At 39.6% G+C, this 25,045-nt stretch carries 18 protein-coding genes and 1 pseudogene; 5 read left to right on the forward strand and 14 right to left on the reverse strand.

Translation table 11 applies throughout. The features are described 5' to 3' along the window. The 12 genes from AB4623_RS19875 to manA all read right to left on the reverse strand — a co-directional run bounded on the left by AB4623_RS19875 (position 1) and on the right by manA (position 18,284). Positions 1-1,191, reverse strand: a complete 1,191-nt coding sequence (locus AB4623_RS19875) for a glycosyltransferase family 4 protein (protein ID WP_372147238.1) — start codon at positions 1,189-1,191, stop codon at positions 1-3. Further along, complete coding sequence (locus AB4623_RS19880) at positions 1,181-2,065, reverse strand: GDP-mannose 4,6-dehydratase (protein ID WP_372147240.1); 885 nt, start codon at positions 2,063-2,065, stop codon at positions 1,181-1,183. Before AB4623_RS19880 ends, AB4623_RS19875 begins: the two co-directional genes overlap by 11 nt. A gap of 62 nt (positions 2,066-2,127) precedes the next feature. Next, positions 2,128-3,162: a GDP-mannose 4,6-dehydratase gene (gene gmd, locus AB4623_RS19885; protein WP_102540610.1), complete on the reverse strand. Its 1,035-nt coding sequence runs from the start codon at positions 3,160-3,162 to the stop codon at positions 2,128-2,130. A 206-nt stretch (positions 3,163-3,368) separates the two neighbouring features. Continuing rightward, complete coding sequence (locus AB4623_RS19890) at positions 3,369-7,046, reverse strand: glycosyltransferase (protein ID WP_372147242.1); 3,678 nt, start codon at positions 7,044-7,046, stop codon at positions 3,369-3,371. Continuing rightward, positions 7,043-9,997, reverse strand: a complete 2,955-nt coding sequence (locus tag AB4623_RS19895) for a glycosyltransferase (RefSeq protein ID WP_372147244.1) — start codon at positions 9,995-9,997, stop codon at positions 7,043-7,045. The genes AB4623_RS19890 and AB4623_RS19895 overlap by 4 nt, the downstream gene beginning before the upstream one ends. 2 nt (positions 9,998-9,999) lie before the next feature. Next, complete coding sequence (locus AB4623_RS19900; protein ID WP_372147246.1) at positions 10,000-11,016, reverse strand: FkbM family methyltransferase; 1,017 nt, start codon at positions 11,014-11,016, stop codon at positions 10,000-10,002. A 21-nt stretch (positions 11,017-11,037) separates the two neighbouring features. After that, positions 11,038-12,057 (reverse strand): class I SAM-dependent methyltransferase, encoded by a 1,020-nt coding sequence (locus tag AB4623_RS19905; protein WP_371713985.1) that lies wholly within the window; start codon positions 12,055-12,057, stop codon positions 11,038-11,040. Beyond that, positions 12,054-13,286 carry an ABC transporter ATP-binding protein gene (locus AB4623_RS19910; protein WP_372147248.1) on the reverse strand — a complete coding sequence of 411 codons (1,233 nt, stop codon included), beginning with the start codon at positions 13,284-13,286 and terminating at the stop codon, positions 12,054-12,056. The genes AB4623_RS19905 and AB4623_RS19910 overlap by 4 nt, the downstream gene beginning before the upstream one ends. Next, positions 13,283-14,077 carry an ABC transporter permease gene (locus AB4623_RS19915; RefSeq protein WP_372147250.1) on the reverse strand — a complete coding sequence of 265 codons (795 nt, stop codon included), beginning with the start codon at positions 14,075-14,077 and terminating at the stop codon, positions 13,283-13,285. The genes AB4623_RS19910 and AB4623_RS19915 overlap by 4 nt, the downstream gene beginning before the upstream one ends. Positions 14,078-14,175: 98 nt before the next feature. Next, positions 14,176-15,555 carry a phosphomannomutase CpsG gene (gene cpsG, locus AB4623_RS19920; protein ID WP_372147252.1) on the reverse strand — a complete coding sequence of 460 codons (1,380 nt, stop codon included), beginning with the start codon at positions 15,553-15,555 and terminating at the stop codon, positions 14,176-14,178. Continuing rightward, positions 15,555-16,955 (reverse strand): mannose-1-phosphate guanylyltransferase/mannose-6-phosphate isomerase, encoded by a 1,401-nt coding sequence (locus AB4623_RS19925; protein WP_371713989.1) that lies wholly within the window; start codon positions 16,953-16,955, stop codon positions 15,555-15,557. The genes cpsG and AB4623_RS19925 overlap by 1 nt, the downstream gene beginning before the upstream one ends. Positions 16,956-17,081: 126 nt before the next feature. Continuing rightward, positions 17,082-18,284, reverse strand: coding sequence for a mannose-6-phosphate isomerase, class I (gene manA, locus AB4623_RS19930; RefSeq protein ID WP_372147254.1), 1,203 nt, complete (start codon positions 18,282-18,284; stop codon positions 17,082-17,084). Positions 18,285-18,597: 313 nt separating this feature from the next. Between manA and AB4623_RS19935 the strand changes: the two genes are divergently transcribed. The 5 genes from AB4623_RS19935 to AB4623_RS19955 all read left to right on the forward strand — a co-directional run bounded on the left by AB4623_RS19935 (position 18,598) and on the right by AB4623_RS19955 (position 22,964). Continuing rightward, positions 18,598-19,032 (forward strand): rhodanese-like domain-containing protein, encoded by a 435-nt coding sequence (locus AB4623_RS19935; protein ID WP_017061445.1) that lies wholly within the window; start codon positions 18,598-18,600, stop codon positions 19,030-19,032. A 122-nt stretch (positions 19,033-19,154) separates the two neighbouring features. Beyond that, a complete protein-coding gene (gene secB, locus AB4623_RS19940; protein WP_009847959.1) occupies positions 19,155-19,622 on the forward strand; it encodes a protein-export chaperone SecB in 468 nt (155 codons plus the stop codon). A 178-nt stretch (positions 19,623-19,800) separates the two neighbouring features. Then, positions 19,801-20,865, forward strand: coding sequence for an NAD(P)H-dependent glycerol-3-phosphate dehydrogenase (gene gpsA / locus AB4623_RS19945; protein WP_372110044.1), 1,065 nt, complete (start codon positions 19,801-19,803; stop codon positions 20,863-20,865). Between the two features lie 47 nt (positions 20,866-20,912). Next, the gene (cysE, locus tag AB4623_RS19950; RefSeq protein ID WP_009847961.1) at positions 20,913-21,734 is read left to right on the forward strand and encodes a serine O-acetyltransferase; all 822 of its coding nucleotides are present in this window, start codon (positions 20,913-20,915) and stop codon (positions 21,732-21,734) included. Positions 21,735-21,812: 78 nt separating this feature from the next. Further along, a complete protein-coding gene (locus tag AB4623_RS19955; RefSeq protein WP_372118309.1) occupies positions 21,813-22,964 on the forward strand; it encodes a murein hydrolase activator EnvC in 1,152 nt (383 codons plus the stop codon). 62 nt (positions 22,965-23,026) lie between these two features. Here the strand turns inward: AB4623_RS19955 and AB4623_RS19960 are convergent, their stop codons facing one another. Next, a complete protein-coding gene (locus AB4623_RS19960; protein WP_017063104.1) occupies positions 23,027-23,665 on the reverse strand; it encodes a TetR/AcrR family transcriptional regulator in 639 nt (212 codons plus the stop codon). Between the two features lie 125 nt (positions 23,666-23,790). Next, positions 23,791-24,946: pseudogene (locus AB4623_RS19965) on the reverse strand (nucleotide sugar dehydrogenase). Positions 24,947-25,045 lie beyond the last annotated feature (99 nt).

Here is a 25,045-nt window from a genome sequence, read left to right on the forward strand (position 1 = left end):
TTATGAACTTCTTGAGGTAACAGACGCTATCTCAAGGAGTTGCTCAACCGTATTTGACCATTTAAACTTAGAAGCTCTGTTAATACCGCTCTCTGCCAGCTTCACTTTATCTAGAGGGTGCAGAATAAGCTTTACAAGCGCATCAGAAATAGCAACTTCATCACAAGGGTCGACAAGAAGAGCTCCACTTGCAGCCACCTCAGCTGTCGCGCCAATATCAGACGTAATCACAGGGGCTCCAGATGCCATCGCTTCAATAACCGGCAATCCAAAGCCTTCATATAATGACGGGTAAACAAAAGCAGCGGTCGATGCATACAAACGCTTTAAGTCACCATCAGCTACGTAACCTGTAAAAATTATTTGACCACGCTCAACCAAATCTTTCGCATTATTCATAAGCTCTGTATTTTTCCAACCTTGATCTCCAACCAAGACTAAAGGGTAATGATTACGAATCGAAATGGGTAACAGCTTATAAGCATCAATCAGCTTACTTAAATTTTTTCTAGGCTCTAACGTTGCCACGCTCAGAACAAAGTGATTATGCTTTATTTTCAGTGAACGAAGTAACCCATCACACTCGCCTTTTGCATAAGGCCTAAAACCATCAGCTACTCCCAAATACAACGTGGAACTCTTATCTTTGCTATCAGGAAAGAAGTCATGAAGCTCTTTCAAAATAAAATCAGAATCCACAACGATATGATCAGATTTAGCAATTGAGCCCTGCATTTTATTCGTTAGGTATGAAACTCTTGTTGCAGGATGGAAACTAGGATGAGACAGGAACGACAAATCATGGACAGTCGTAATTGTTACTCCTTCGTAATCAAAGGGTATGAAGCTTGGTTCAAAATAGACATACCCTTGATTTGCCAAACCTTTTAATCGCTTTTGTGCTCGCAAAGACAACAAATAGTTCTTAAGTTGATAAACACCTGGAATCGCTCTTAAAAATTCCACGACCAATCGTTTCTTGTTGTTTGGAGACTTATCATTAGGCGTCGGATTTTGAAATTGAGAGGCAAGTTCAAGCAGTTCTTCTGGGGTTAACAACTTACCATTCTTTATACCAATAACATCCACATCACACGAGAGTAATTCACTAAGGATATTAAGGGTATAGTAGCCTATACCCGTCAATGGCTCTCTAATTGGTGATACGTTGATCAACAACTTATTTTGCATGATACATGTCAGCCAGAGTTTTCTCGATCATGATCGAGGGAGCCTTGCCTGTTAATGATGTAAGCTTAGCATTATCACCACCCAATACTTTAATCTCATTCTCGCGTACGAAGTCTGGATTAACTCGAACCTTGATACTGTAACCAGCAATATCTTCCATCATCGAGATAATCGATTGTAGTGAAGTCACTTGACCAGAACACAAGTTCACGATTTCAGATTGAGCATCAGATTCCAAAAGGTTCGCATAGGCTAATGCTATATCACGGACATCGCTAAAATCTCTAGACACATCGGTATTACCTAACTCAATTTCAGAAGCCTTTTTCTGAAAGTGAGACACAATTTTCGGGATCAAAAACTGCCCAGCTTGACCAGGGCCAGTGTAGTTGAATGGTCTAGTAATGATGATTGGGTACTGGCTGAACCATAACTTCGCCATATGCTCCATCGCAAGTTTGCTCATTGCATAATGATTAACCGGCGAAGGTAAAACGGTTTCCGAAATACGCTGTACATTCTCGGGGTTGCCGTATATGTTTGCACTGCTTGCAAGTACCACTTTCTTTAATTCTAGCCCAAGTTCTTTTGCGGCTTCTAGCAAATTCAAAGCACCAAAAACATTAACATCATAAAATGCTTTTTGGTCAGAATGCCCCACAAAAGACAGCGCCGCAAGATGGATAATGTAGTCCGGCTTTATTTCTTTGAGGCACTCCAACACAGCGTTACGATCAGTTAGATCACAAGCAACCTGACCATCTTTAGCTTCGCGGTAAACGAGCCCAACCACTGAGTAGCCTCTCGAGATCAGTTCACTTTCAACATACTTGCCAGTGAAGCCATCAGCGCCAGTTAACAATACTTTTTTCATAATTTAATCTCAAAAAAAATGGCAACAGAAAACTGCTGCCATTTTACAAAAAACGTTAAATACTAGAATGAGAAACCTTGCTCATTACGACGAAGGTCAGCTTCAACCATCATTGCACACAATTCTTCAAGTGTCGTTGTAGGTTCCCAACCAAGCTCTTTCTTCGCTTTTTCTGGGTTACCGATCAACAGTTCAACTTCTGCAGGACGGTAAAATTTAGGGTTAATTCTCATAACCACTTTACCAGTCGCTTTATCTGTTGCTGTTTCGTTCTCTTCAGAACCATTCCACTCTAGTTCAATGTCAGCAGCTTTGAATGCCATCGTAACAAAATCACGAACTGTTTCAGTGCGGTTTGTAGCAAGCACATAAGTATCAGGCTTGTCTACTTGAAGCATACGCCACATGCCTTCTACATAGTCTTTAGCAAAGCCCCAGTCACGCTTCGCATCCATGTTACCAAGCTCAAGCACATCTAGCTTACCTAGCTTGATTTTCGCTACAGAATCAGTGATTTTACGTGTAACGAATTCTTGACCACGCAACGGTGATTCATGGTTAAACAAAATGCCACTAGTAGCAAAAATGTCGTATGACTCACGGTAGTTAATCACCATCCAGTGAGCATACAGTTTTGCAACACCGTATGGGCTACGTGGGTAAAATGGCGTAGATTCACGTTGAGGGATTTCTTGTACCTTACCAAACATTTCTGAAGTCGATGCTTGGTAAAAACGAATCTTAGGATTCACAATACGAATAGCTTCTAAAAGATTAACCGGACCGATACCTGTAATTTCTGCAGTAGTAAGTGGTTGATCAAATGATACGCCCACAAAACTAAGTGCAGCAAGATTATATACTTCATCTGCACCAGTATTTTGTAGTAAACGAATACTGCTAGAAAGATCCGTTAGATCGTATTCAACAAGCTCAAGATTAGGATGATTCTCAATCCCTAACTCTTCGATACGCCAAAAGTTCACAGAGCTTGTACGACGGTATGTACCGTATACTTTGTAACCTTTTTCTAGTAACAATTCTGCAAGGTATGCTGCATCTTGGCCTGTAATGCCTGTAATTACTGCTGTTTTCATCTGATTAATTCTCATCATTTACTGTGAATATATAACAAAATATTCTACTAAAATATTACGCGTCTTCCAAACCAATTCTGAATCTGCATAAATAGTGCTGTTTACTGTCAGTATCCTGGGTTAGTAACAAAATTAGCCAAAATAAACTTGTTATCAAAGAGCCTAGGGCAGTTATGCCCAAGGCGCTTTCACCATACTTTTAATGCTTATGTATACTCTATGCCAATACACCCTAACAACTGAACAGTACTTTCTCGCCATGTGCACCATGGTAAGTCAACAGATTTAGGATGTAGGTTCTTCTCATACATCTCTAACCAGCGATTAATAGCATCATGAATAACTTCAGGGCTCTTCTCATTATCGAAATAATATGCATTCTCACCAGCAACTTCTCTAAATACAGGAATATCGCGAGCTATGATTGGAAGATTATTTTGCGCTGCCTCAATCAACGGTAAGCCAAAACCTTCAGCTTCACTAGAGAAGATTAAACAACTAGCTTTTTCATAAATAATCTCAAGGGCTTCGTCACTTATTCCTGTTAACCAGAATAAACGCTCATTGAGCTCTGAATGAACTTTTAACTTTGAAACAAGTTCATCCACTAACCATCCTTCTTTGCCAATAATAATCAGGTTAATATCAATTCCGTCTTCCCAAAGCCGTTCAAACGCAGCTAAAGTTTCGCCGTAACCCTTGCGAGGTTCGATTGTTCCAATCATTAAAAAAGTCACTTTAGAAGCTATTTTATTTAATATAAAACTATGATCTTTGGTTAATCCAGTTGAAGGTTTACTATTACCTATATCTGCGCCTAAGTGAAAACAACTTAATGAGAAAGAATCACTGCATATTATTTTTTCTTTTCCTATCCACTTAGCTAAGTCATCCTGTACTGAGTTTGATATACATAAAGCTCCATTCCCTTCACACACAACCTTTAACCAATCACTATGAACTTCAGATAACAACCACTCTTTTGGAAAGCAATCGCTTTTTGTAACCGGTAATAAGTCGTATATAACAAAATAGGTTTTGACACCACTTGCGCGTAATTGCTTGAAATAATTTGACTTAGATATCACAGTATGCTGACATAAGTCTAAACCCAAAAAGACATCGCCTTGTTTAAAATCTATTAACTTTTCGGTTAGATGCAAGTTCTGGATAGATAAAAAGTTGCTCATAAAACCATGGGCATATCGATACCCTGTCATATCAGTAGTCGAATATATTGGTTCAACCCTATAGCCTTCAGGAGAATTTAATAGCAACTGATTCAATATTGATTTGACAACTCGCTGTATACCAGACTTACTATCGACAGTTGCTAATTGTGATACATCAATAAAGAATGTTTTTTCTCCTGGGTATTGATGATTTTTTGAAATACTATCAGCCAATAGAATCAATTCGTTATCATCAGCATCACTGCTTTCAATAGAATCTAATAAGCCGTGATTCTCATTAATGTTTGTATTATAGAAGTTTTCAATTGCCTCAAAGTATTGTTTCGCACACTTTCTAGGAGAGTGTTCATCAGCAATCTTTTCTCTAGCATTTATACCAATACTACTTCTTTTTTCTGAATTGAAATATAGTTCTTCAAGAGCTTTAACTAGCTCTTGTAGTGAGAATTCATCTTGTATCTTTAAAACGCTGTCGTCACACAAATCTGCCATTGAACCGTTTTCGTTAACAATCGTAGGGAGGCCATAATTCATACAATCCAAGACAGCTGCTGATGTTTCTCCACGAGACATCGTACGAAGTTGTACACCGATATCAGATGCTGATAAAAAGTTCTTAAATGTATCACTGTCAGCCCAACCAGTAATAATAACCCGAGATGAATGATCACTTTGTCGAATTTTCTTTTCGATATTTACACCATACTCGTTAGAAGAGTTCTCACCAACAAATATTAAGTACGATTTTGGGTTTTCACTTAACTTTGAAGCTAACCATGCATCTAAAAGCTCTTCGTTTTGTTTTGTTGAGCCTAAAAGACCGAAGCTACATACTAAAAATGCATCTTCTGGGAGGTTTAATATTTCTCTGCATTCTCTTTTTATTAATGTTTCTGCTGGCTTTCTTAAAAGTGGAATAACAGACCACTCTTTCGCAACTTGCTCACCGAACCATTTATTAGCTAATATTCTTGAGTTATCAGAATGTACGATCACTCCATGAGCGTGATCAATCACTTTTTTGTTTAAGGGGTAATTCCAAACAATGTCTTCTCCCCCCCCAACAAATGGGATGTAACCATGAGAGTAATATGCTTGGTCATTTAGAAGCCCCATCGATTCCATTACATGCCCTAAATAAAAATCATGTAAAACAACAGTTCCTGGATATTTATAAAGTAAGTCAAACATGTGTTGATGAAAATGAGAATTCCCAAAATGGTACAAAACCCTATCATATAAATCTGAATGACTTTCAAACCAATCAACACTACGGACGAGGCAATTTTCATTTATCCAATCATCAGATATCTCTTCTTGAATTACAACTACATCAACATCATAGTATTCAATCAGAGAAGGCAATAGCTCTGCACTATAATCAGCAATGCCACTTCTTTGTTCCGGAAGAGGCGAAATATATGCTAGCCTTTTCCTAGCGTTTGAATTATTCACTTCCCTGTTATGATTTTTATCTAAAAACACTTCAAAAGCTTCAATTGCTAACTCAGCACTTTTCTCCCAAGAAAATTTTGTACACTGAATTTTTCCATTTTCAAGTAATTGCTCTCTGAACTCATCGTCAGATAGAACTTGCATAATTTTTTCAGACATTTCCTCATCGTCTAGTGAGTTAAATTGTGCAATTTGGGACCCAACAACTTCAGGTAAGCTTGAACGATCTGAAGCAATAACAGGAGCTCCACAGTTCATGGCCTCCAATGCAGGTAACCCAAAACCTTCATGCCATGATGGAAAAATAAAAGCTTTACACAGATTATATAATGCAATTAAATCATCTTCAGGTATATAACCGGTAAATATAACATCGTCATCTGACAGACCAACTGACTTGGCTAGAGTTGTTAAATTGATCTTTTGTTCTTCATTAATTGAACAAACAATTGCTAATTGGTGAGAGGACCTAGTCTGGATATCAAGCATCGCATAAGAACGAATTAAACCTTCTATATTCTTACGATGATCAATTCCACCTGTATACATCAAGAAATCTTTATTCAAATTATATTTTGAAATAATTTCAGAACGTTCCCTCTGGGATAAATCAACAACTTTAAACTGAGAATCTGCCGCAGTTCCAATATTTACAACCTTAGCTGATGGCATGTTTAAATACTGTAAGGCTTCTTGTCTAGATGATTCAGAAATGGACAGTAGTATGTCTGCCTTCTTTAAGTGGCTAATTTTATCTTCATACCATATTTTAACTACTGGATTATCTAGATAAGGGGAAGCGTTAATTAAAGGAATTAAATCATACAATACCACCGCAGTCGGTATACCATAATTCATTAGATCTATGCTAGTAACAGCATCATCAATAAAACCTTCAAATAAACTGGTAACAAAAACTATATCTGGCTGAAGACTTGCTATGAATGTCTCTCTAATTAATTCTGCATTTTTTCTTCGACAGTCATTACTTCTATGCATGTATGAAAGGCCATCAGGTGCATCCCAAACACGAATATTTTCTTCTTCAATATCCCCCTTCAATTCATTGCGAACCAATTCGATGGTATCAAGAAATCGACTGGATAAAACAACAATAACATCATGTTCCTTTTTTTTACTCAGAATTGCTTTTGTTATTGCTAAGCTGTAACGACCAATACCACGATTTCGACTGCCGCTACTTTGATTACCTTGTAAGTCAATTACAACTCTCATTGTTGGACCTTTCTTTTTTTAAGTCGTTTCAATTTAATATTTTGATATACCTCATTTCCTCTATCAGACAACTCAACAACTGCTGCCTGATTTTTTCTTAAATCTGATATAGCTATCGACTTGAGCCTATTTTTTAAACGAGGAAAATAGTTCAGTGTATTGAGGCTTACTTTTAATAAATAAGGTTTTGAAATGATATAAGACTTAATAACTAATAACGATTTTTTTAAGACTCTTCTCGGCCTGCTGCCCGGAGCAAATTTTCGCCAAGCTTTGCAGCCGAACTTAATTATCTGATATTTCTGGCTAAGAAATCGTAAAGGTCTCATGAGACGCCAAGATTTACTATTTATTATCGCATTACTTTTTTCTTCAGCTACCGTAGCCTTAACCCACCATTCATGTGCTTTAGCTTCCAAAGTCGTTATTTCAGAATCTAACTCTGTTGCTTTCAACCACCATTTATGAGTCTCAGCATTAGCATCAGAAAGCTTACTTTTTAGTTCAACTAAACCTTCTTTATGCTTCGTGCTTTTTGCGTAACTAGACTCTATAGCTTTTGTATACTGGTTAGCACACCTTTCTGGTGAGTGTGTTTTATTAATAACAGAGATTGCATTATCGCTAAGAATTTTTCGCTTTGTTTCATCTAAATAGAGAGATTCCAGCGCATTTACTAAATCGCTTTGAGTAAATTCATCGTTTAACATTAGCACTGCATCTTTTGACAACTCTGACATAGACCCATTAGCATTTACTATTGTCGCAAGGCCATAATTCATACAGTCTAATACTGCCGCCGATGTCTCACCTCGAGATAAGGTTCGCAGTTGCACACCAATGTCAGCTATCGACAGGTATTCCTTGAAGGCTTCTGTATCCGTCCAGCCGGTGATTAAAACCCGCTTTGAGTATCCACTCGAGTCTATTAACGCCTGTATCTCTTCACCATAGCTTCCTCGGTCATTCCCACCAACAAAAATCAAATAGCAATTTTCATTTTCACTCAAAGAGGAACTTAGCCAAGCTTTAACCAATTCAATATTACACTTTGACTGACTCATTATCCCAAAACTTGCAACAACAATAGCATCATTGGGAATATTAAGTTTCTCTCTAATAATATCTCGATTATTTATAATCGCCGCGTTCCGTAAAAGAGGTATCACTTGCCAATTGTGAGTCGATGTTTTCCCGTACCATTCCTTTGCCAAGTTAATTGAATTTTCAGAATGAACGATCACACTTTTCGCATAATCTAGTACTTTTTTATTACATGGATAGTCCATAACCAGATCACAATCATCATTATCAAATGGTTCATTCCCATGGGAATAAAACAATTCATCTGCAAAAGAGTAATTTTCGTAATCATGCGCATCCATATAATTAATAGCTCCAGAAAGATAGAAGTCATGTAATACAACAACTCCTGGAATATCAATTAATAAATTGAACATATACTGATGGAATTCGGAATTCCCAAAGTGATATAAAACACGTTCATAGTTTATCGAATTTTCTTTAAATTCTATAACATTAATAATATTACAATATTTGGTTATCCATGGGTCTAAAACAGTATCTTGGTCAACTACAACATCAATATCATAGTAACGATATAATTGAGTAAGCAGTTCGGCACTATAATCTGCGATTCCACTTCGCTGCGGGGGTAAAGGGGATACGTAGGCCAACTTTAGGCGCTTTGGATAAATGACTTCCTTTTTGCTTTTTATAGCTATCTTTTCTAATGCGGTTATAGCTTTTTGAGCGCTATGATCCCAAGAAAAAGTTAAGCACTGCTTTAATGAATGCTCGCATAGCTTTTCCCGAAACTGTTTATCTGTTAATACTAATTCAATTTTATTTGCCATATCTAGGTCGTCATATGGGTCAAACAGAGCCTCCTCTAGCCCCACAACCTCGGGTAAGCTCGACGTATTTGCTGCAATAACTGGCGCTCCACAATGCATTGCTTCAAGTACTGGCAAACCAAAACCTTCATGCCAAGATGGGAAAATAAATAGGTTACATAAATTATAAAGCGCTATTAATTCGCTTTCAGAAATAAATCCAGTTAAGACAACATCATTAATTTCTAGTCCCACTTTGTTTATTAATAGCTCTAGGTCATGCTTTTGACTTTCATTAATAGAGCATACGATCGCTAATTGATATTTATTTCTTAGTTCTAATGGAAGTTTTGCATAACTTCTAATAAGTCCTTCTATATTTTTCCTTAAATCAATCCCACCAGTATACATCAAAAAATCTTTTTTGATGTTGTAATTAGTTAGTAATTTAGACTTAAAGTCCTCATTAAATTCAACTCTTTTGAATTGGGGGTCTGCGGCGGTGCCAATATTAACAACACCATCAACACTTGAGTCAAGGTGTTCTAAAGCTTCCTGCCGAGATGACTGAGAAATAGCAAGTAACAGGTCAGCTCTTTTTAAATGTTCTACTTTATCAAAATACCAACGCTTAACTTCAGGATTTTCTAAATATGGATTTTCATTAATTAGCGGAATTAAGTCATAAAGTGTTACTGCAACAGGAACATCAGAGATAATGTTACCAACACTTGTAGTTACATTATCATCCAGCCCTTCAAAAAGGCTGGTAATATAAATAACATCCGGTTCTAAATCAAGGAAAAATAGTTCTCGACTAATTTCTGCACTCTTTCTTAATTCATTAGTTCCAGTTAAATACGAAGAGTCGTTCCCCCCTTCCCAGACAACTATATTTTCAGCTGGTAGCAAATATTTAAATTCATTTCTAATAACTGAAATTTCTTCTGGAAAAGCCGATGATAGGACAATAATAACTTCATGGTCTTTGCGATTTCTTGCGATCGCTTGTGAAATAGACAAACTATAGCGACCAATACCTCTATTTTTGCTACCCGTACTTTGCTTGCCTTGTAAATCAATAACAATACGCATTACTATTTCTTTCCTAATATACTTCTAAACCAACGAACAGAGCTACGAACTGGTTTCGTTACCTTCCAAGAGTTACTATTGATTAATTCTGAATAATTGCGTATTGCTTCACTTACTTCGGCTTCAGCTTCACTCACTTTAGCTTCAGCTTCACTCACTCTGGCTTCAGCTTCACTTACTTTGGCTTCAGCTTCACTTACTTTGGCTTCAGCTTCACTTACTTTTGCTTCAACTTCACTTACTTTGGCTTCAGCTTCACTTACTTTGGCTTCAGCTTCACTTACTTTGACTTCAGCTTCACTCACTTTGGCTTCAGCTTTAATTACTTCTGTTTCACTATAGCGAACAAAACCATCAAATACGTTTGGAGGTCTATCAAAGTGACAATCAAGCTCTGTATGTTCATTTGCGACATAAAAACGATTGAGCCCATCAAAGTATACGAAGTGATAATCTTTTGAAGTAATAAGATATTCCCATTGCTCATAGTCAACATCTTGAGACATTGGTTTTGTAGCTTCAACAACAACAATCCAAGGTCGAATTATCTTAAAATCAATACCTTGTAAAACTGACTTTTCAGCTCCTTCAACATCAATTTTTAAGAAGTGAACTTCTCCAAAATTTGTTCTATTACAAATGGAGGTAAGGCTTTCGACAGGCACTGTATACCTAATCAGATCAAAGCCATACTCCATTGAGTGCTGTTCAGCTATAGATCTATCTAAGGTTGAGAGACCTGTATTTACAACTTCAAAAAACTCTAGCTCTTCGTTAGTTGCACCAATTGCAATCTGCAAGTTAAGATCATCGACTCGATTTTCTTCAAGTTTTTCAAACCAATATTGCACAGGCTCACAATTAAGACCACGCCAACCACGATCATACATAGACTTGGTTACAGAGTGTTCTGTTGGATCATTTGCACCAATATCAATATAGAACCCATTTTCTACATGTTTAAGTGCTCGCCAAAGCATGACATCTTCAAAGTTCTGAGCGTAGGAAATAAAATTCATTCTTTAAGTTTCCTTCTCTTTTTAATTCGGTTTTAAAACGACATTCATAAATTCACCATCAACAATAAATTCATATATTTCCATACCAGTTTTTCTGGCTATATATTCCATCGAATCTCCAGTATAGAAAAAAAGGTGAAAACGCGTAAATTCATACAAATACTCAAAACAAGGGCTTGCGTGGGACATTAGCCCTTCATTTTTAAGTAGAGATTTTATTTTTAATAGCTCCTTTACTGGATCTTTAAAGTGCTCAATAACATTGTTTGAAAATACACCATCAAAATCTAGTTTTTGTAACGAATCAAAATCTCCAATTATGTGTTCATTCGAAGATATTGCATGTGGCTCATAGCCATACACATTCCATCCTTCTTCCCTTAACTCAATAATTGAACGAGACCACTCGCCAGCACCATAGTTTAAATAAACTCCTGATTTGGTGGGATTTAGTGAATAAAAAGCTCTTTTTTCCTGCTCAGTCGAGTCTCCTTCCGAGTAAACTTCATAGTGCCACTTATATTCCTCATCCAACTCTGCATCTGATAGCTCTAACATTTTCTGAGGCCCAAAAATCACCCCACAATGCTTACAAAGATGCCGTTTCAAAATACCGCCACCAAAAATACAATGACTTTCTAAGGGGTTATCATACGTCGCTACTTCCTTACATATAGGGCAAGCAAGTTTTACGCCTGAGATATTACCATCTCTGCTTATTGCATCGATAATAGACCACTTAGTATACGTTCGGTGTTTTATTTGCTTCTCTTGTAAATCTATTAGATCTCTTGTTATTTCTGATTTTCGAACTCTATCATCATCGAAGTTTGGGGTCGCTTTTGAAATGACACCTTGTAAGCCTATTATTTCCTTTTTTATCTCTAATTTTTCTATTTTATCATTTTCCAACTTTTTCTTTAAGTTTGATAATTCGTCAATCTGACAATTTAAACTATGCAACCTAGAGTTAATTGAACTATTTCTAAGTATTACAACATCAAATAGAGATAAGAACCTGTTAGTGATTTTAACTATCATAATTTATTTATCCCTTTAATATTTATTCCCGTTTGCAACCAAGTACTTCCGGCAAAAATTTCTTTATTATTATTAACAACATGAAAAACTACAGCAAGGTCTCGCCACTCATAGTTTTTTTCAACATGAGATTCACCTCCTGCTAATGCAACCGCAATCGAGTATGAACCCGGGCCTAGCTTCATATTTAATGAAAATAGATATTCTAGTGAACTCCCAGAATTGATATCATGAATAATTTTATCATGGTGATGTGTGTTAGTTCCATAAACCGTTTGCCCCAAGCGATCTTTTATCATAAAGCCAACAACCAACTTTGGAATATCCTCATTAGCTTTTACTTTTACTCTAATAGTTACTGGTTGATCTACAAATACATATTCTACTTTTTGGTCATTTTCATTATATAAGCCAACATCTATAAGGTTAGCTTCACCGGTACCAGAAGATGTTTGAATAAGACCTGATTCAGTTTTTACTTGCGATATCCTACTATTTTCCTTTTCTGCTATAAGAGCATTATAAAAGTCCATTACTTCTTCAGGATTACCGTCCCTAATAACCATCCCTTGCTCTAGAAGAATCGCTCGGTCACAAATAGCTTGAATCGCACTTCTATCATGAGAAACAAGCAATAGTGTTGTTCCTTGCTCTTGAAACTCTTTAATGCGGCTTAAGCTTTTGTGTTGAAAATAAGCATCTCCAACTGAAAGCGCTTCATCTACAATAAGGATCTCAGGTCGATATGCAGTGACAACACCAAAAGCGACACGCATTTGCATACCACTAGAGTATGTGCGAACCGGTTGATCAAAATATTCCCCTATTTCAGCAAAGGCTTCTAGCTCATCAATTACTGCATCTATCTGATCTTGGCTATATCCCATAAGACCAGCAGAATGATAAACATTTTGTCGCCCAGTTAAATCAGGGTGAAACCCCATACCTAACTCTAAAATAGCTGAAATTCGTCCAGTGACATTAATACTGCCACTAGAGGGCTTCAGGGTTCCAGTGATCATTTTTAGCAAAGTGCTTTTGCCTGCACCATTTTGCCCTACAATTCCAACAGCTTCACCAGAGGCCAAGGAGAAGTTAATATTTTTAAGAATTTTATGTTCTTGGACTGGCTTGGGATTTAGGCCAAACCATGATGATATTCGTTGAAGTTCTGAGCTGTACTCTTTAAACGATTTTCCAACGTTGTTAACTTCTAACACGCTACTCATAACACATCCGCCATTTCTTCACTCGCTTTTTTGAACAGCACCATTGCTAAAACTAAGCTCGTGACAGCAAAAACACTCGGATATATAAGCAAGCTAAAATCCGGGATTTTGTCATAAAGCAGCACGTTGTGATAACCCATGACTACTCCAGTCATCGGGTTTAACATCATTAACCAATGATACTTCTCAGGTACGATAGATAACATGTATACAATAGGAGTGAGCCAGAACCAAAACTGCAGCACCACATTTAGAACCTGTCCGACATCTCGCATAAATACGTTCAGCACTCCGAAAAATAGTCCAATACCTACAGCTAAGCCCAAAGTAATAAGAACAAGTAAAGGCAGCCAATGAAGAGCGTGAAAAGGCAAGTGACCCAAAACACCAAATACTGCAAACATAGCAACAAACATCAAAAAGAAGTTAACAAAGCCAGTCCCCACTACCACTAGTGGAAGAGCAAGCTTAGGAAAAGACATTTTCTTCAATAGGTTTCCGTTATCAATAAAGACAGTAAGACACCGACCTAATACTTCTGCAAACAATGTCCAACCAATCACACCAGAAAGGATATAAATTGGATATGCATATTGTGTGGAGACCTCAGGCAGTTTAGCCGTCATGATTTGTGATAAAATCAGAGCATAGACAAGTACCATTGCTAATGGGTTCAAAACCATCCATAAGCCGCCAAGTTTACTTCGAGCAAAACGAGAGCGAAACTCAGTACGGATTGAAGAAAGTATGAAGTATCGATACGCCCACAGAGGAAGTAATACTCTTTTCATTTAAAAAGCCTTTAAAGTTTCAACCTAGAGATAATTTATAGGTCAAGTTAGTCACATAAGCCTCAGAGCTGTTATATGAGGCTTATGCTAGAAGAACGTTACCCGCGCAAAATAGCTAGAATTGATTGTGTTTTCTCTTCCATCAAGGCTATATTCCCACGTGATTCCACATTCAACCTAACAACAGGCTCGGTATTTGACGAGCGTAAGTTAAATCGCCACTCCGCAAATTCCAAGCTAATGCCATCAGTTTCATCAAACACAAGCTCAGAGCCTTTATAGGCGTCTAAAACTCGATTAATTGCTTCTTTCGGGTTAGCAAGCTTAGAGTTGATTTCACCAGATGAAGGGTATGCACTAATACGTTCTGAAACCGTTTCGGATAACTTCATGCTTTTAACTGACAATAACTCAGTTACTAGCAACCAAGGAATCATACCTGAATCACAGTAGGCAAAATCACGAAAATAGTGATGTGCACTCATCTCGCCGCCATAAATGGCATCCTCTTTACGCATACGCTCTTTGATAAAAGCGTGACCTGTTTTCGACATAACAGGAATACCGCCGGCTTTAGTAACTACGTCAATCGTGTTCCAAGATAAGCGTGGGTCATGAATGATTTTCGCGCCTTTTTCTTTTTGCAAAAAGGCTTCCGCTAGTAAGCCGACAATGTAGTAACCTTCGATAAAATCGCCATTTTCATCAAACAAAAAGCAGCGATCAAAATCACCATCAAAGGCAATCCCCATATCAGCCTTATGTTCTTTTACCGCATTTGCAGTATCTGCACGACATTCTGGCAATAGTGGATTTGGGATTCCGTTAGGAAAGTTGCCGTTTTCCTCATGGTGAACTTTGATAATCTCCAATGGAATATTCAGAGCTTGAAAACGCTCTTCAAGAGCATCAATCACGTGTCCTGCAGCACCATTACCAGAGTTGATCACCAATTTCATCGGTTTAATATTCGCAGGCGTAATATAGCCCATCAAATGATCAGTGTACTCTTTCAAAATATTAATCTGCTTGTAGGTACCTTTAACATCAACGTCAATAAAATCATTGTTTTCTGCTAACGTTTGGATATCTCGTAACCCGGTATCACCACTAATTGGTCTTGCTCCTTCACGAACAAGCTTCATACCATTGTAGTCCATCGGATTATGACTCGCTGTAACCTCTACACCGCCATCAACACCTAGATGAAAAGTAGCAAAGTAGATTTCCTCGGTTCCTGATAGGCCAATATCTAATACATGAACACCCGCATCCATTAAACCGTTAGCTAAAGAGAGTTTCAGTTCTTCACTCGTAAGACGAACATCTCCCCCAACAACAATAGTTTTCTCGTCTACACTTTCACTTTTTAAAAACTGGCCGTAAGCTCGGCCGATTCGGTACGCGATGTCATTATCGAGTTCTGAGCCTAGCTGGCCGCGAATATCATAAGCTTTGAAGCATGTTAACTTTGTCATTATTTACTTTCCTCTAAACGTACTACGTCGTCTTCGTTTAGGTATGAACCTGATTGTATTTCTATAAGCTCGAGTGGTATTTTACCGGGATTTTCAACCATATGGCTTACACCAACTGGAATGTAGAGTGATTGATTTTCAGAGATAATTTGCTCTTTGCCATTGCTACTTACTTTGGCGGTACCTGAAACTACGACCCAGTGCTCAGCTCGATGATAGTGCATTTGGAGTGATTGTTTTTTACCTGGCTGTACGGTAATACGATTTACCTTGTAGCGCTCACCGCCATCAATTGCATCAGATTTACCCCAAGGACGATAAACCTCTCTATGCTCTCTGAATTCAGCCCGATTTTCAGCCTTTAAATGCTCAACAATTTTCTTCACTTGTTGAACATTATCTTTGTGTGCGACCAAGACTGCATCTTTAGTTTCAACGACAACGATGTCTTTTACTCCAACCGAAGCTACCAGCTTATTCGGAGCGTAAATATAACACCCTTCAGTATCCTCTGTTATCGCATCTCCATGAATTACGTTTCCAGAGCTATCTTTCTCTGAAACTTCCCATAACGCGGACCATGAACCAACGTCGCTCCAGCCTGCATCCATAGGAACAACTACAGTCTTATCGGTGCGTTCCATTACAGCATAATCAACAGAATCATCTGGGCACTTTAAGAACTCGCTCTTATCGACGCGAATGAAGTCCATATCTTCTGTTGTGCCATTCGTTGCTTTTGAACAACACTCATGAATTTCTGGTGAGTATTTCTTAAGCTCTTCTAGAAAGACACTCGCTTTGAACATAAAGCATCCGCTATTCCAGTAGTACTCTCCACTTGCTACATATTGCTCCGCGACTTCCAATTGAGGCTTTTCAACAAATTGCTCTACAACGTAAGCCGAATCGCCTTCTTGAGAGCCTCGCTTAATATAGCCATAACCCGTTTCTGGTGCAGTTGGTACTATACCGAAGGTTGCTAACTTACCAGCATCAGCGACAACTTGAGCTTTACGAATTGAGTCTTGGAACGCTTCCGTATCTTGCACTATATGGTCAGCGGCTAAAACTAGCATCACAGGATCATCGCCATGCGCTATCGCTTGCATTGCAGCCAATGCAATAGCCGGAGCAGTATTTCGCCCTGCAGGTTCCAATATAATACGAGCTTCCTGACCAAAAGTACGAAGCTGCTCAGCAACCACAAAACGATGGTCTTCATTAGAAATAATGATTGCTTCAGAAGCCGACATACCACTAATTCGATCTAAGGTGGACTGCAACATCGTTAATGAATTGTGATTATCTAGCGCTAAAAATTGCTTTGGGAACGCTGAACGCGACAGGGGCCATAAACGAGAGCCAGAACCCCCAGCCATAATGACAGGTATAAACATAATTTTTCTTCTTTAATTTATAATCAATACTTTGGTCCCCCCTATTTTGTAGTAAAGCAAGGGGACAAGAATAAATAGTTTCAAACCAGCGCCAAACCACTTAACATTTGGTTGTTATACGCAGGGTTAACAGTGAGCTTTAGCTACATTTCCTTTCGAAGATATACGATACTCATCGACATAAGCTGGTATGAAAACTGACTTTCCTTTTTTCAACGTCACAACCTCACCAGAGTCATGAGTTAACGTCAATTCAGCGTCCAACGGCAGCAAAATTTCGGCACTTTCAGGTTTAATAGGCTCATTATTTGGTTTTTTATAAACCGAGAACCTGAAATCAGGAACTGGAATTGGGTAAGTTAAAACACCGTTATTAACTGAAGGTGCTAACTTTAGCGTATCAAATGGCTTCTCTTCAAAAAGAGTACAACTAGCAAGCTCTTGAACATCAATATGTTTAGGTGTTAAACCTGCTCTAAGTACATTATCAGAATTGGCCATAACTTCTAATGCAGTTCCCTTTAGATAAGCATGAGGCGTTCTGGCATCTAAATACATTGCCTCTCCAGGCTCTAAAGTAATGACATTAAGCATTAATGGGGTAAGCAACCCAATATCACCGGGATACTGCTCTGACAGGGTTAAAATTAGTGAAGACAGTTCTTGGGTTACATTATCTTTAACTTTAGAGATTAACGAGTCGACTGCTTCAACTTTGTTTTCTCCTTCCAACGAGAGGATACCTACAAAAAATTCACGAAGCCCCTCAGAAGAAGGATTAGCATTTAGGAGTTCAAGCATCTCACTTAACTGTGGGATTCCAACATTTGAAAATAGTGAAATGATCTCAGGAACTGCTCGAAAACCATTCATAGCCAAATAAGGAGTTAGCGCATATACAAGTTCAGGCTTATGATTTGAATCTCTATAATTTCGGTAAGGAGCAGAAAGAGGAACCTCAGCTTGCTCTTCTTTCTGGAAACCAAGCTCAGCTTCCTCTTTGCTTGGATGAACTTGAACAGACAGGGCATTTTCAGCCGCAAGAATTTTAAATAAATATGGCAACTCTCCAAATCTCTCGCTTATCTGCGCAGATAAGAATTCCTCTTTATGAGATTCAATCAAGCGAGACAATAATACTGTAGAATCGCCACTTTTAACTTTCGAGCATCCATTTGGGTGAGCGCCCATCCACATTTCTGCTTGCGGCTCATTATTAAAATTATCGATATCAAATAACTGATTGAACGAAGACTTACTACCCCAAGCAAAATTTTGAATGGTATTATCCATTTCAAAAAAACATTTTTCTTTAGCAGCATCAAACATTTAATTAACTCCAAACACTTTAAACTGATAGCCATCTCAGAAAAACAAGCATGCTACCGCCCTTTGATGTTGGGGCGAAATCACACTACGCATAAAAATGAAGGCTTATAATTCCAAACATTATCCCTAATGTAACTTTAGGAAGCAAAATTTTTTGCTTCTTCTTCCCCCTCTGACATTGATCTCAATAAGCAACCAATGTGAATTAATTTCAGCTTGTAAGTCTTGTCAATCGCCCTATACACCGAACCCTAAACCTCGCTATACTCCTACCCTATAATTTTTCGCCCAATAACGAATAAGAGTTCAAGACATGCAAGAGTTAGTTCCATTTGTTCAAGAGAATATGATTTTAGCCATCGTATGGATCGGCTTGGTTGTTGCCATCATTGCGAACGTAATCAAAACATCAAATGCAGCGTACAAAGAGATCACGGCAGCGCAAACCACACACATGATTAACCGTGAAAACGGTGTTGTGGTTGATATTCGTACTAAAGATGAGTTCAAAAAGGGCCATATTACGGACGCAGTTCACATTTTGCCGTCAGATATCAAAGCAAATAGCTTTGGTAGCCTTGAAAGCCACAAAGCAGACCCAATCATCGTAGTATGCAAGACAGGTCAAACTGCTCAAGAAAGCGCTAACCTAATGGTTAAAGCAGGTTTCGAAAACGTAAGCGTACTTAAAAGCGGCTTAGTGGCTTGGAGCGAAGCTAACTTACCTTTGGTTAAAGGTAAGAAGTAGTTAAAGGTGAAAAACTTTTAAAGACAAGCAGTAAGCTGACCTGATTCAACGAATATGACTTTAAGGTTTTGTCCGGCAGATATGACGAACAAAACCTAATTTAAATTTTTAAGGACAAGAAAATGGCTGAAGCAGCACAACAAGACGCACAACAAAACTTCGCAATCCAACGTATCTTCCTAAAAGACGTATCTTTCGAAGCGCCAAACTCTCCAGACATGTTTCAAAAAGAGTGGAACCCAGATGTAAAACTGGATCTAGACACTCAAAGCCGTGAACTTGGCGAAGGCGTGTACGAAGTAATTCTACGTCTAACGGTTACAGTTAAGAACGCAGAAGACACAGCATTCCTTTGTGAAGTTCAGCAAGGCGGTATCTTCTCTGCAAGCGAAATGGAAGCTGGCCAACTGGCACATTGCCTAGGCGCATTCTGCCCGAACATCCTGTTCCCATACGCTCGTGAAACGATTTCTAGCCTAGTGGTTAAAGGTACGTTCCCACAACTGAACCTAGCTCCAGTAAACTTCGATGCTTTGTTCATGAACTACCTACAGAACCAAGCTCAACAAGCTGAAGGCGAACAGGCTTAAGTCTCACAGTAGAACTTAACTCTAACGTTTCAAGCGCTAGTTCGCTTTTAAATGCACATCGTAACTTCTGCGATGTGCATTTTTTCTTTACACTGTACTAAGATTGAAAGCTCTTCTTATTTTAGTGGATAGCTTTTTCAAAACTCTTCGATTTCCCTCATTATTTTTAGGTGGAAGCATGACAGAAACAACTCGCCCGACTAATACGGCAGACGCTTACGGTAAAGACAGCGCTTACGGCAAAGAGATCGCCATGACTGTCATTGGTGCAGGTTCTTACGGAACCTCTTTAGCTATCTCTCTAGCGCGTAACGGTGCAAACGTTGTTCTTTGGGGGCATGACCCTGCTCATATGGCTCGCCTTGAATCTGAGCGCGCTAATAATGAGTTCCTGCCAAATATCGACTTTCCAGAAAGCCTAATCATCGAATCCGATCTTGAGAAAGCAGTAACAGCAAGTCGTGACCTTCTCGTTGTTGTACCTAGCCACGTGTTTGGTATTGTTCTAAACAGCCTGAAACCTTACTTAGCCTCAGACTCTCGCATCTGTTGGGCGACCAAAGGCTTAGAGCCAGAGACCGGCCGCCTGCTTAAAGATGTCGCGCATGATGTGCTGGGTGATGGTTACTCGTTAGCGGTTCTATCAGGACCGACCTTCGCCAAAGAGTTAGCGATGGGCATGCCAACGGCTATCTCTGTCGCTTCACCAGATGAAGTATTCTTAGAAGAGCTGCAAGAGAAGATCCACTGCGGTAAAACATTCCGCGTATACGCAAACTCTGATTTCATCGGTATGCAACTTGGCGGCGCGGTGAAAAATGTTATCGCAATTGGCGCAGGCATGTCGGATGGCATTGGTTTTGGTGCCAATGCTCGTACTGCACTGATCACGCGTGGCTTAGCTGAAATGAGTCGCTTAGGTGCTGCACTGGGTGCACAACCCGAAACCTTTATGGGTATGGCAGGGCTGGGCGATCTAGTACTAACCTGTACTGATAACCAATCACGTAACCGTCGTTTTGGATTGGCTTTAGGTTCAGGTAAAGACGTCGATACTGCACAAGAAGAGATCGGCCAAGTGGTCGAAGGGTATCGCAACACCAAAGAAGTTTGGTTACTATCAGAACGCATGGGCGTTGAGATGCCAATTGTTGAACAAATTTATCAAGTGTTGTATCAAGGGAAAGATGCCCACTTAGCTGCGCAAGATCTGCTTGCTCGAGACAAGAAGTCAGAGCGATAACATCGCTTATTAAGTCGTGGAATGAAATAGATAAAATGGATGGAAAAATGAAACACTGTGAACAGCAAAAGGTTTGGCAATGCATTGTGAAGGAAGCTCGACAGCAGTCAGAGCAAGAACCTATGCTTGCGAGTTTTTACCATGCCACCATTATCAACCACGAAAGCTTAGGCGCTGCATTAAGTTATATCCTAGCCAATAAGCTAAAGACGGCTTCAATGCCCGCAATGGCGGTGCGTGAGGTGGTTGAACAAGCATTCAAGCAAGATCAATCGATTATTGATGCGGCTGCTTGTGATATCTGTGCGACGGTAAATCGAGATCCTGCGGTCGAGATGTACTCGATGCCTCTGCTTTATCTGAAAGGCTACCACGCTTTGCAAGGTTACCGAGTGGCTAACTGGCTATGGAAGCAAGGGCGTATTGCACTTGCTACTTACCTACAGAACCAAATTTCGGTTGCTTGCCAAGTGGATATTCACCCAGCCGCTCGTATCGGTAAAGCGATCATGCTCGACCACGCCACCGGTATCGTGATTGGTGAAACAGCCGTAGTTGAAAATGATGTATCTATCCTTCAAGACGTGACTTTAGGTGGTACGGGTAAAGAAGGTGGCGATCGTCACCCTAAAATCCGAGAAGGTGTAATGATCGGTGCCGGCGCTAAAATACTTGGCAATATTGAAGTGGGTGAAGGCGCGAAAATTGGTTCTTGCTCAGTGGTTCTTCAAGCCGTTCCGCCTCATACGACTGTCGCTGGTGTTCCTGCAAAAATTGTTGGAAAGCCGAAAACTGATAAGCCATCTTTAGATATGGACCAAGGATTCAATGGTCGCTCTCAGAACTTCATCCATGGTGATGGGATTTAACCAGCAGTAGCGGAAAACGAGCATCAATGAGATTCGCATAAAACATAAACAACCTACAAGTAGATGAATAACAACTAAATGACGATAATGATGAAACAAATTCGAGCCATTAGTTCAACTCTCCTGATATCAGCGAGCCTCTGTGTTGCTCTTTTATCTACATCGTCATTTGCTGCATCTCAAGGTGAACTGAAAGGCGTATCAAGCGAAATCTCTCGTCAACAGAAAGCGCTCTCTTCCCAGCAAAAGAAACTCGATAGCCTACAGGCAAACCTCAAGAAGCAGGAGCTGTCCATCGCTTCACTTGAAAAAGCGATTCTAGACAGTAAAAAGCAGCTCAATACTGCTAATGCTAATATTGCTAATTTAGACACAAAGATTAAAGCGCTCACTGCACAGAAAAAAGTCCAGACAGACAAGTTAGAGCAGCTCATTCAGACTTACTACATGACGAGTCGAGCTAAGGCTTCTTCTCACATTCTCAACACCGGTGTAGAAGAAGATCGCATCAGTCATTATTACCAGCACCTTGCCAAAGCTCGCTCCGCAACCATTAAAACGATTGAACAGACGCAACTTGAATTAGAAGAAAGCCACAAACAGCGTCAACTCGAGCAAGAACAAATCGCAACATTGTTAAAACAGCAAACCACCAAGCGTGACAAGTTGTCTCAGACTCAAACACAACGTAAGAAAACCGTTGGCAGTATTAAGAAGAATATTTCTGGCGACAAAAATTACTTGGCTGAACTTCAGCGAAATGAAACTCGCCTGAAAGCTGAAATAGCAAAAGCAGAAAAAGCGGCTCGAGAACGACGTAATGCCGTCCCGATGGATGGCCTAGCAAAACGTAAAGGTAAGCTACCTTGGCCGATCAAAGATAAAGTTCTACATAACTACGGTTCACGTCAAACGGGGCAAATTAACTGGAAAGGCATGGTTATCAACGCCAAGTACGGTCAGCAGGTAAAATCGGTTTACTCTGGCACGGTGGTATTTGCAGAGTATCTGCGAGGTTATGGTTTAGTGGTTCTTCTCGATCATGGTAAAGGCGATATGACGCTTTATGGCTTTAACCAAGCACTTTTAAAGAAAGAAGGTGATAAGGTTAAAGCGGGTGAAGCCATCGCACTTGCTGGTGACACTGGCGGCCAAACGCGCCCTTCACTGTACTTTGAGATTCGCAGAAACAGCCAAGCCCAAAACCCGAAGAGTTGGTTAGTTCGATAAAGAGCAGATACGGGATGCGAGTATCTTTCTTCGAATCCCGTATACCGCTTACTCGTCTCTTTCTATTTAGAGTTCAACGCCCTTACACCATCTTCCAATAATGTCAGCTGCTCAAAACCTTGAGCTGTCGCAATCGGTTTAACCGTCGCGATCATCTGCAGCATTCCTTGATGAACCACTTGCTCGGTAATTTGAGCTTTTGGAGACATCGCAGATTGATACGCCAACCAACCTGATGCAATCAAGTGAAGAGACGTCACCATCGATTTCATTTCCGTATCCGTTGCTTTGAGCAGGTTCAACTCAACGAAGGCTCGCATGATATCGACAAGATTCGTTTGCAGCTTTTCTTGTACGGCCATGTAATCAAGGTGGAGTTTTTCATCACGTGACAATATTTCAGGCAGATTCGCATAGAAGAATCGGTACTTCCACATCAGTGTGAAGATAGAATCTAAGTAAGTCTTTAGTAACGTCAGGCTTTCTTGTTGGCCTTGAATCGGTGTGAACCTTTCAAGCAACTCTGTTGAATAGAGCGTAAAGATGTCACGTACAATTTCTTGTTTGTTACGGAAGTGGTAGTAGAGGTTACCAGGGCTAATCTCGATATGCTCAGCAATATGATTGGTCGTAATACTACGCTCGCCGTGCTCATTAAAAAGCTCTAGAGCAGCGTAAACAATCTTGTCACGTGTTTTCATTAGTTATTAGTATCCCTATCCGTTTAGTGGTTCAGTATATCGCCACTAAGCGGATAGATCGAGCTGATAACATCTGGTCGAATTAGCAAGCGCTAAAATTCACCTTCAATCCATAATACCTTTGATCAATCACTGCCAAAGAGGTCTCGCGTGTAAACCTTATCTGCAACGTCTGATATTTCATCGACCATTCTGTTGGATACAATCACATCCGATACGGCTTTAAATTCTTCCAGATCAGAATAAACCTTCGAGTTAAAGAAATGCTCTTCTTCCAACACAGGTTCGAACACAACCACTTCTATACCTTTAGCTTTCAAACGCTTCATGATGCCTTGAATCGACGACGCACGGAAGTTGTCCGAGCCGGCCTTCATGATCAAGCGATAGATACCTACAATTTTAGGCGAGCGCTTAATAATGGACTCCGCAATAAAATCTTTACGGGTGCGGTTAGCGTCAACAATAGCGCCCACAATGTTGTTTGGTACATCTTGATAGTTAGCTAATAACTGCTTGGTGTCTTTCGGTAAGCAGTAAGCACCGTAACCAAATGAAGGATTGTTGTAATGATTGCCAATTCGAGGGTCTAAACCCACACCTTCGATGATCTGACGAGAATCCAAGCCATGCGCTTCGGCGTAAGAGTCGAGCTCATTGAAATAAGAAACACGCATCGCCAAGTAGGTATTCGAGAAGAGCTTTACTGCTTCCGCTTCTGTGGAGTGAGTAAACAGTACGTCGATATTCTCTTTTTCTGCGCCTTCCACCAGAAGATTAGCAAATACTTTAGCGCGTTCCGAACACTCACCAACAATAATGCGTGATGGGTGTAGGTTGTCGTACAGGGCTTTGCCTTCACGTAAAAATTCTGGCGAGAACATAATGTTTTCACAGTTTAAATCTTGCTTAACACGCTCAGTATAACCAACAGGTACCGTTGATTTGATCACCATGACGGCATTCGGGTTAACCATCATTACGTCACGAATCACCGACTCTACAGAACTGGTATTAAAGTAGTTCTGTAGAGTCGGTTGGCGTAGCGATAATAACGAAATCTGCATCTTGATACGCTTGCTTATCGGTTGTGGCTTGAAAACTCAAAGCACGATTAGCCAAAAACTCTTCAATCTCTACATCCATGATTGGCGATTGCTTGTTGTTCAACATCGATACCTTTTCTTCGACGATATCAACTGCAACAACATCATGATTCTGCGCCAACAACATCGCATTGGATAAACCTACATAACCGGTACCCGCAACTGCAATTTTCATGATAATACCTATAATTTCGAGTGCTTACTGCGCACTTACCTAAGACTAATCTGCTCATATCATACTCTGCTTAAGGAATTATTCCACTAGCCCGTCTTT

Source organism: Vibrio sp. 10N.222.52.C12, from assembly GCF_041474215.1.
Lineage (GTDB): Bacteria > Pseudomonadota > Gammaproteobacteria > Enterobacterales > Vibrionaceae > Vibrio > Vibrio crassostreae_C.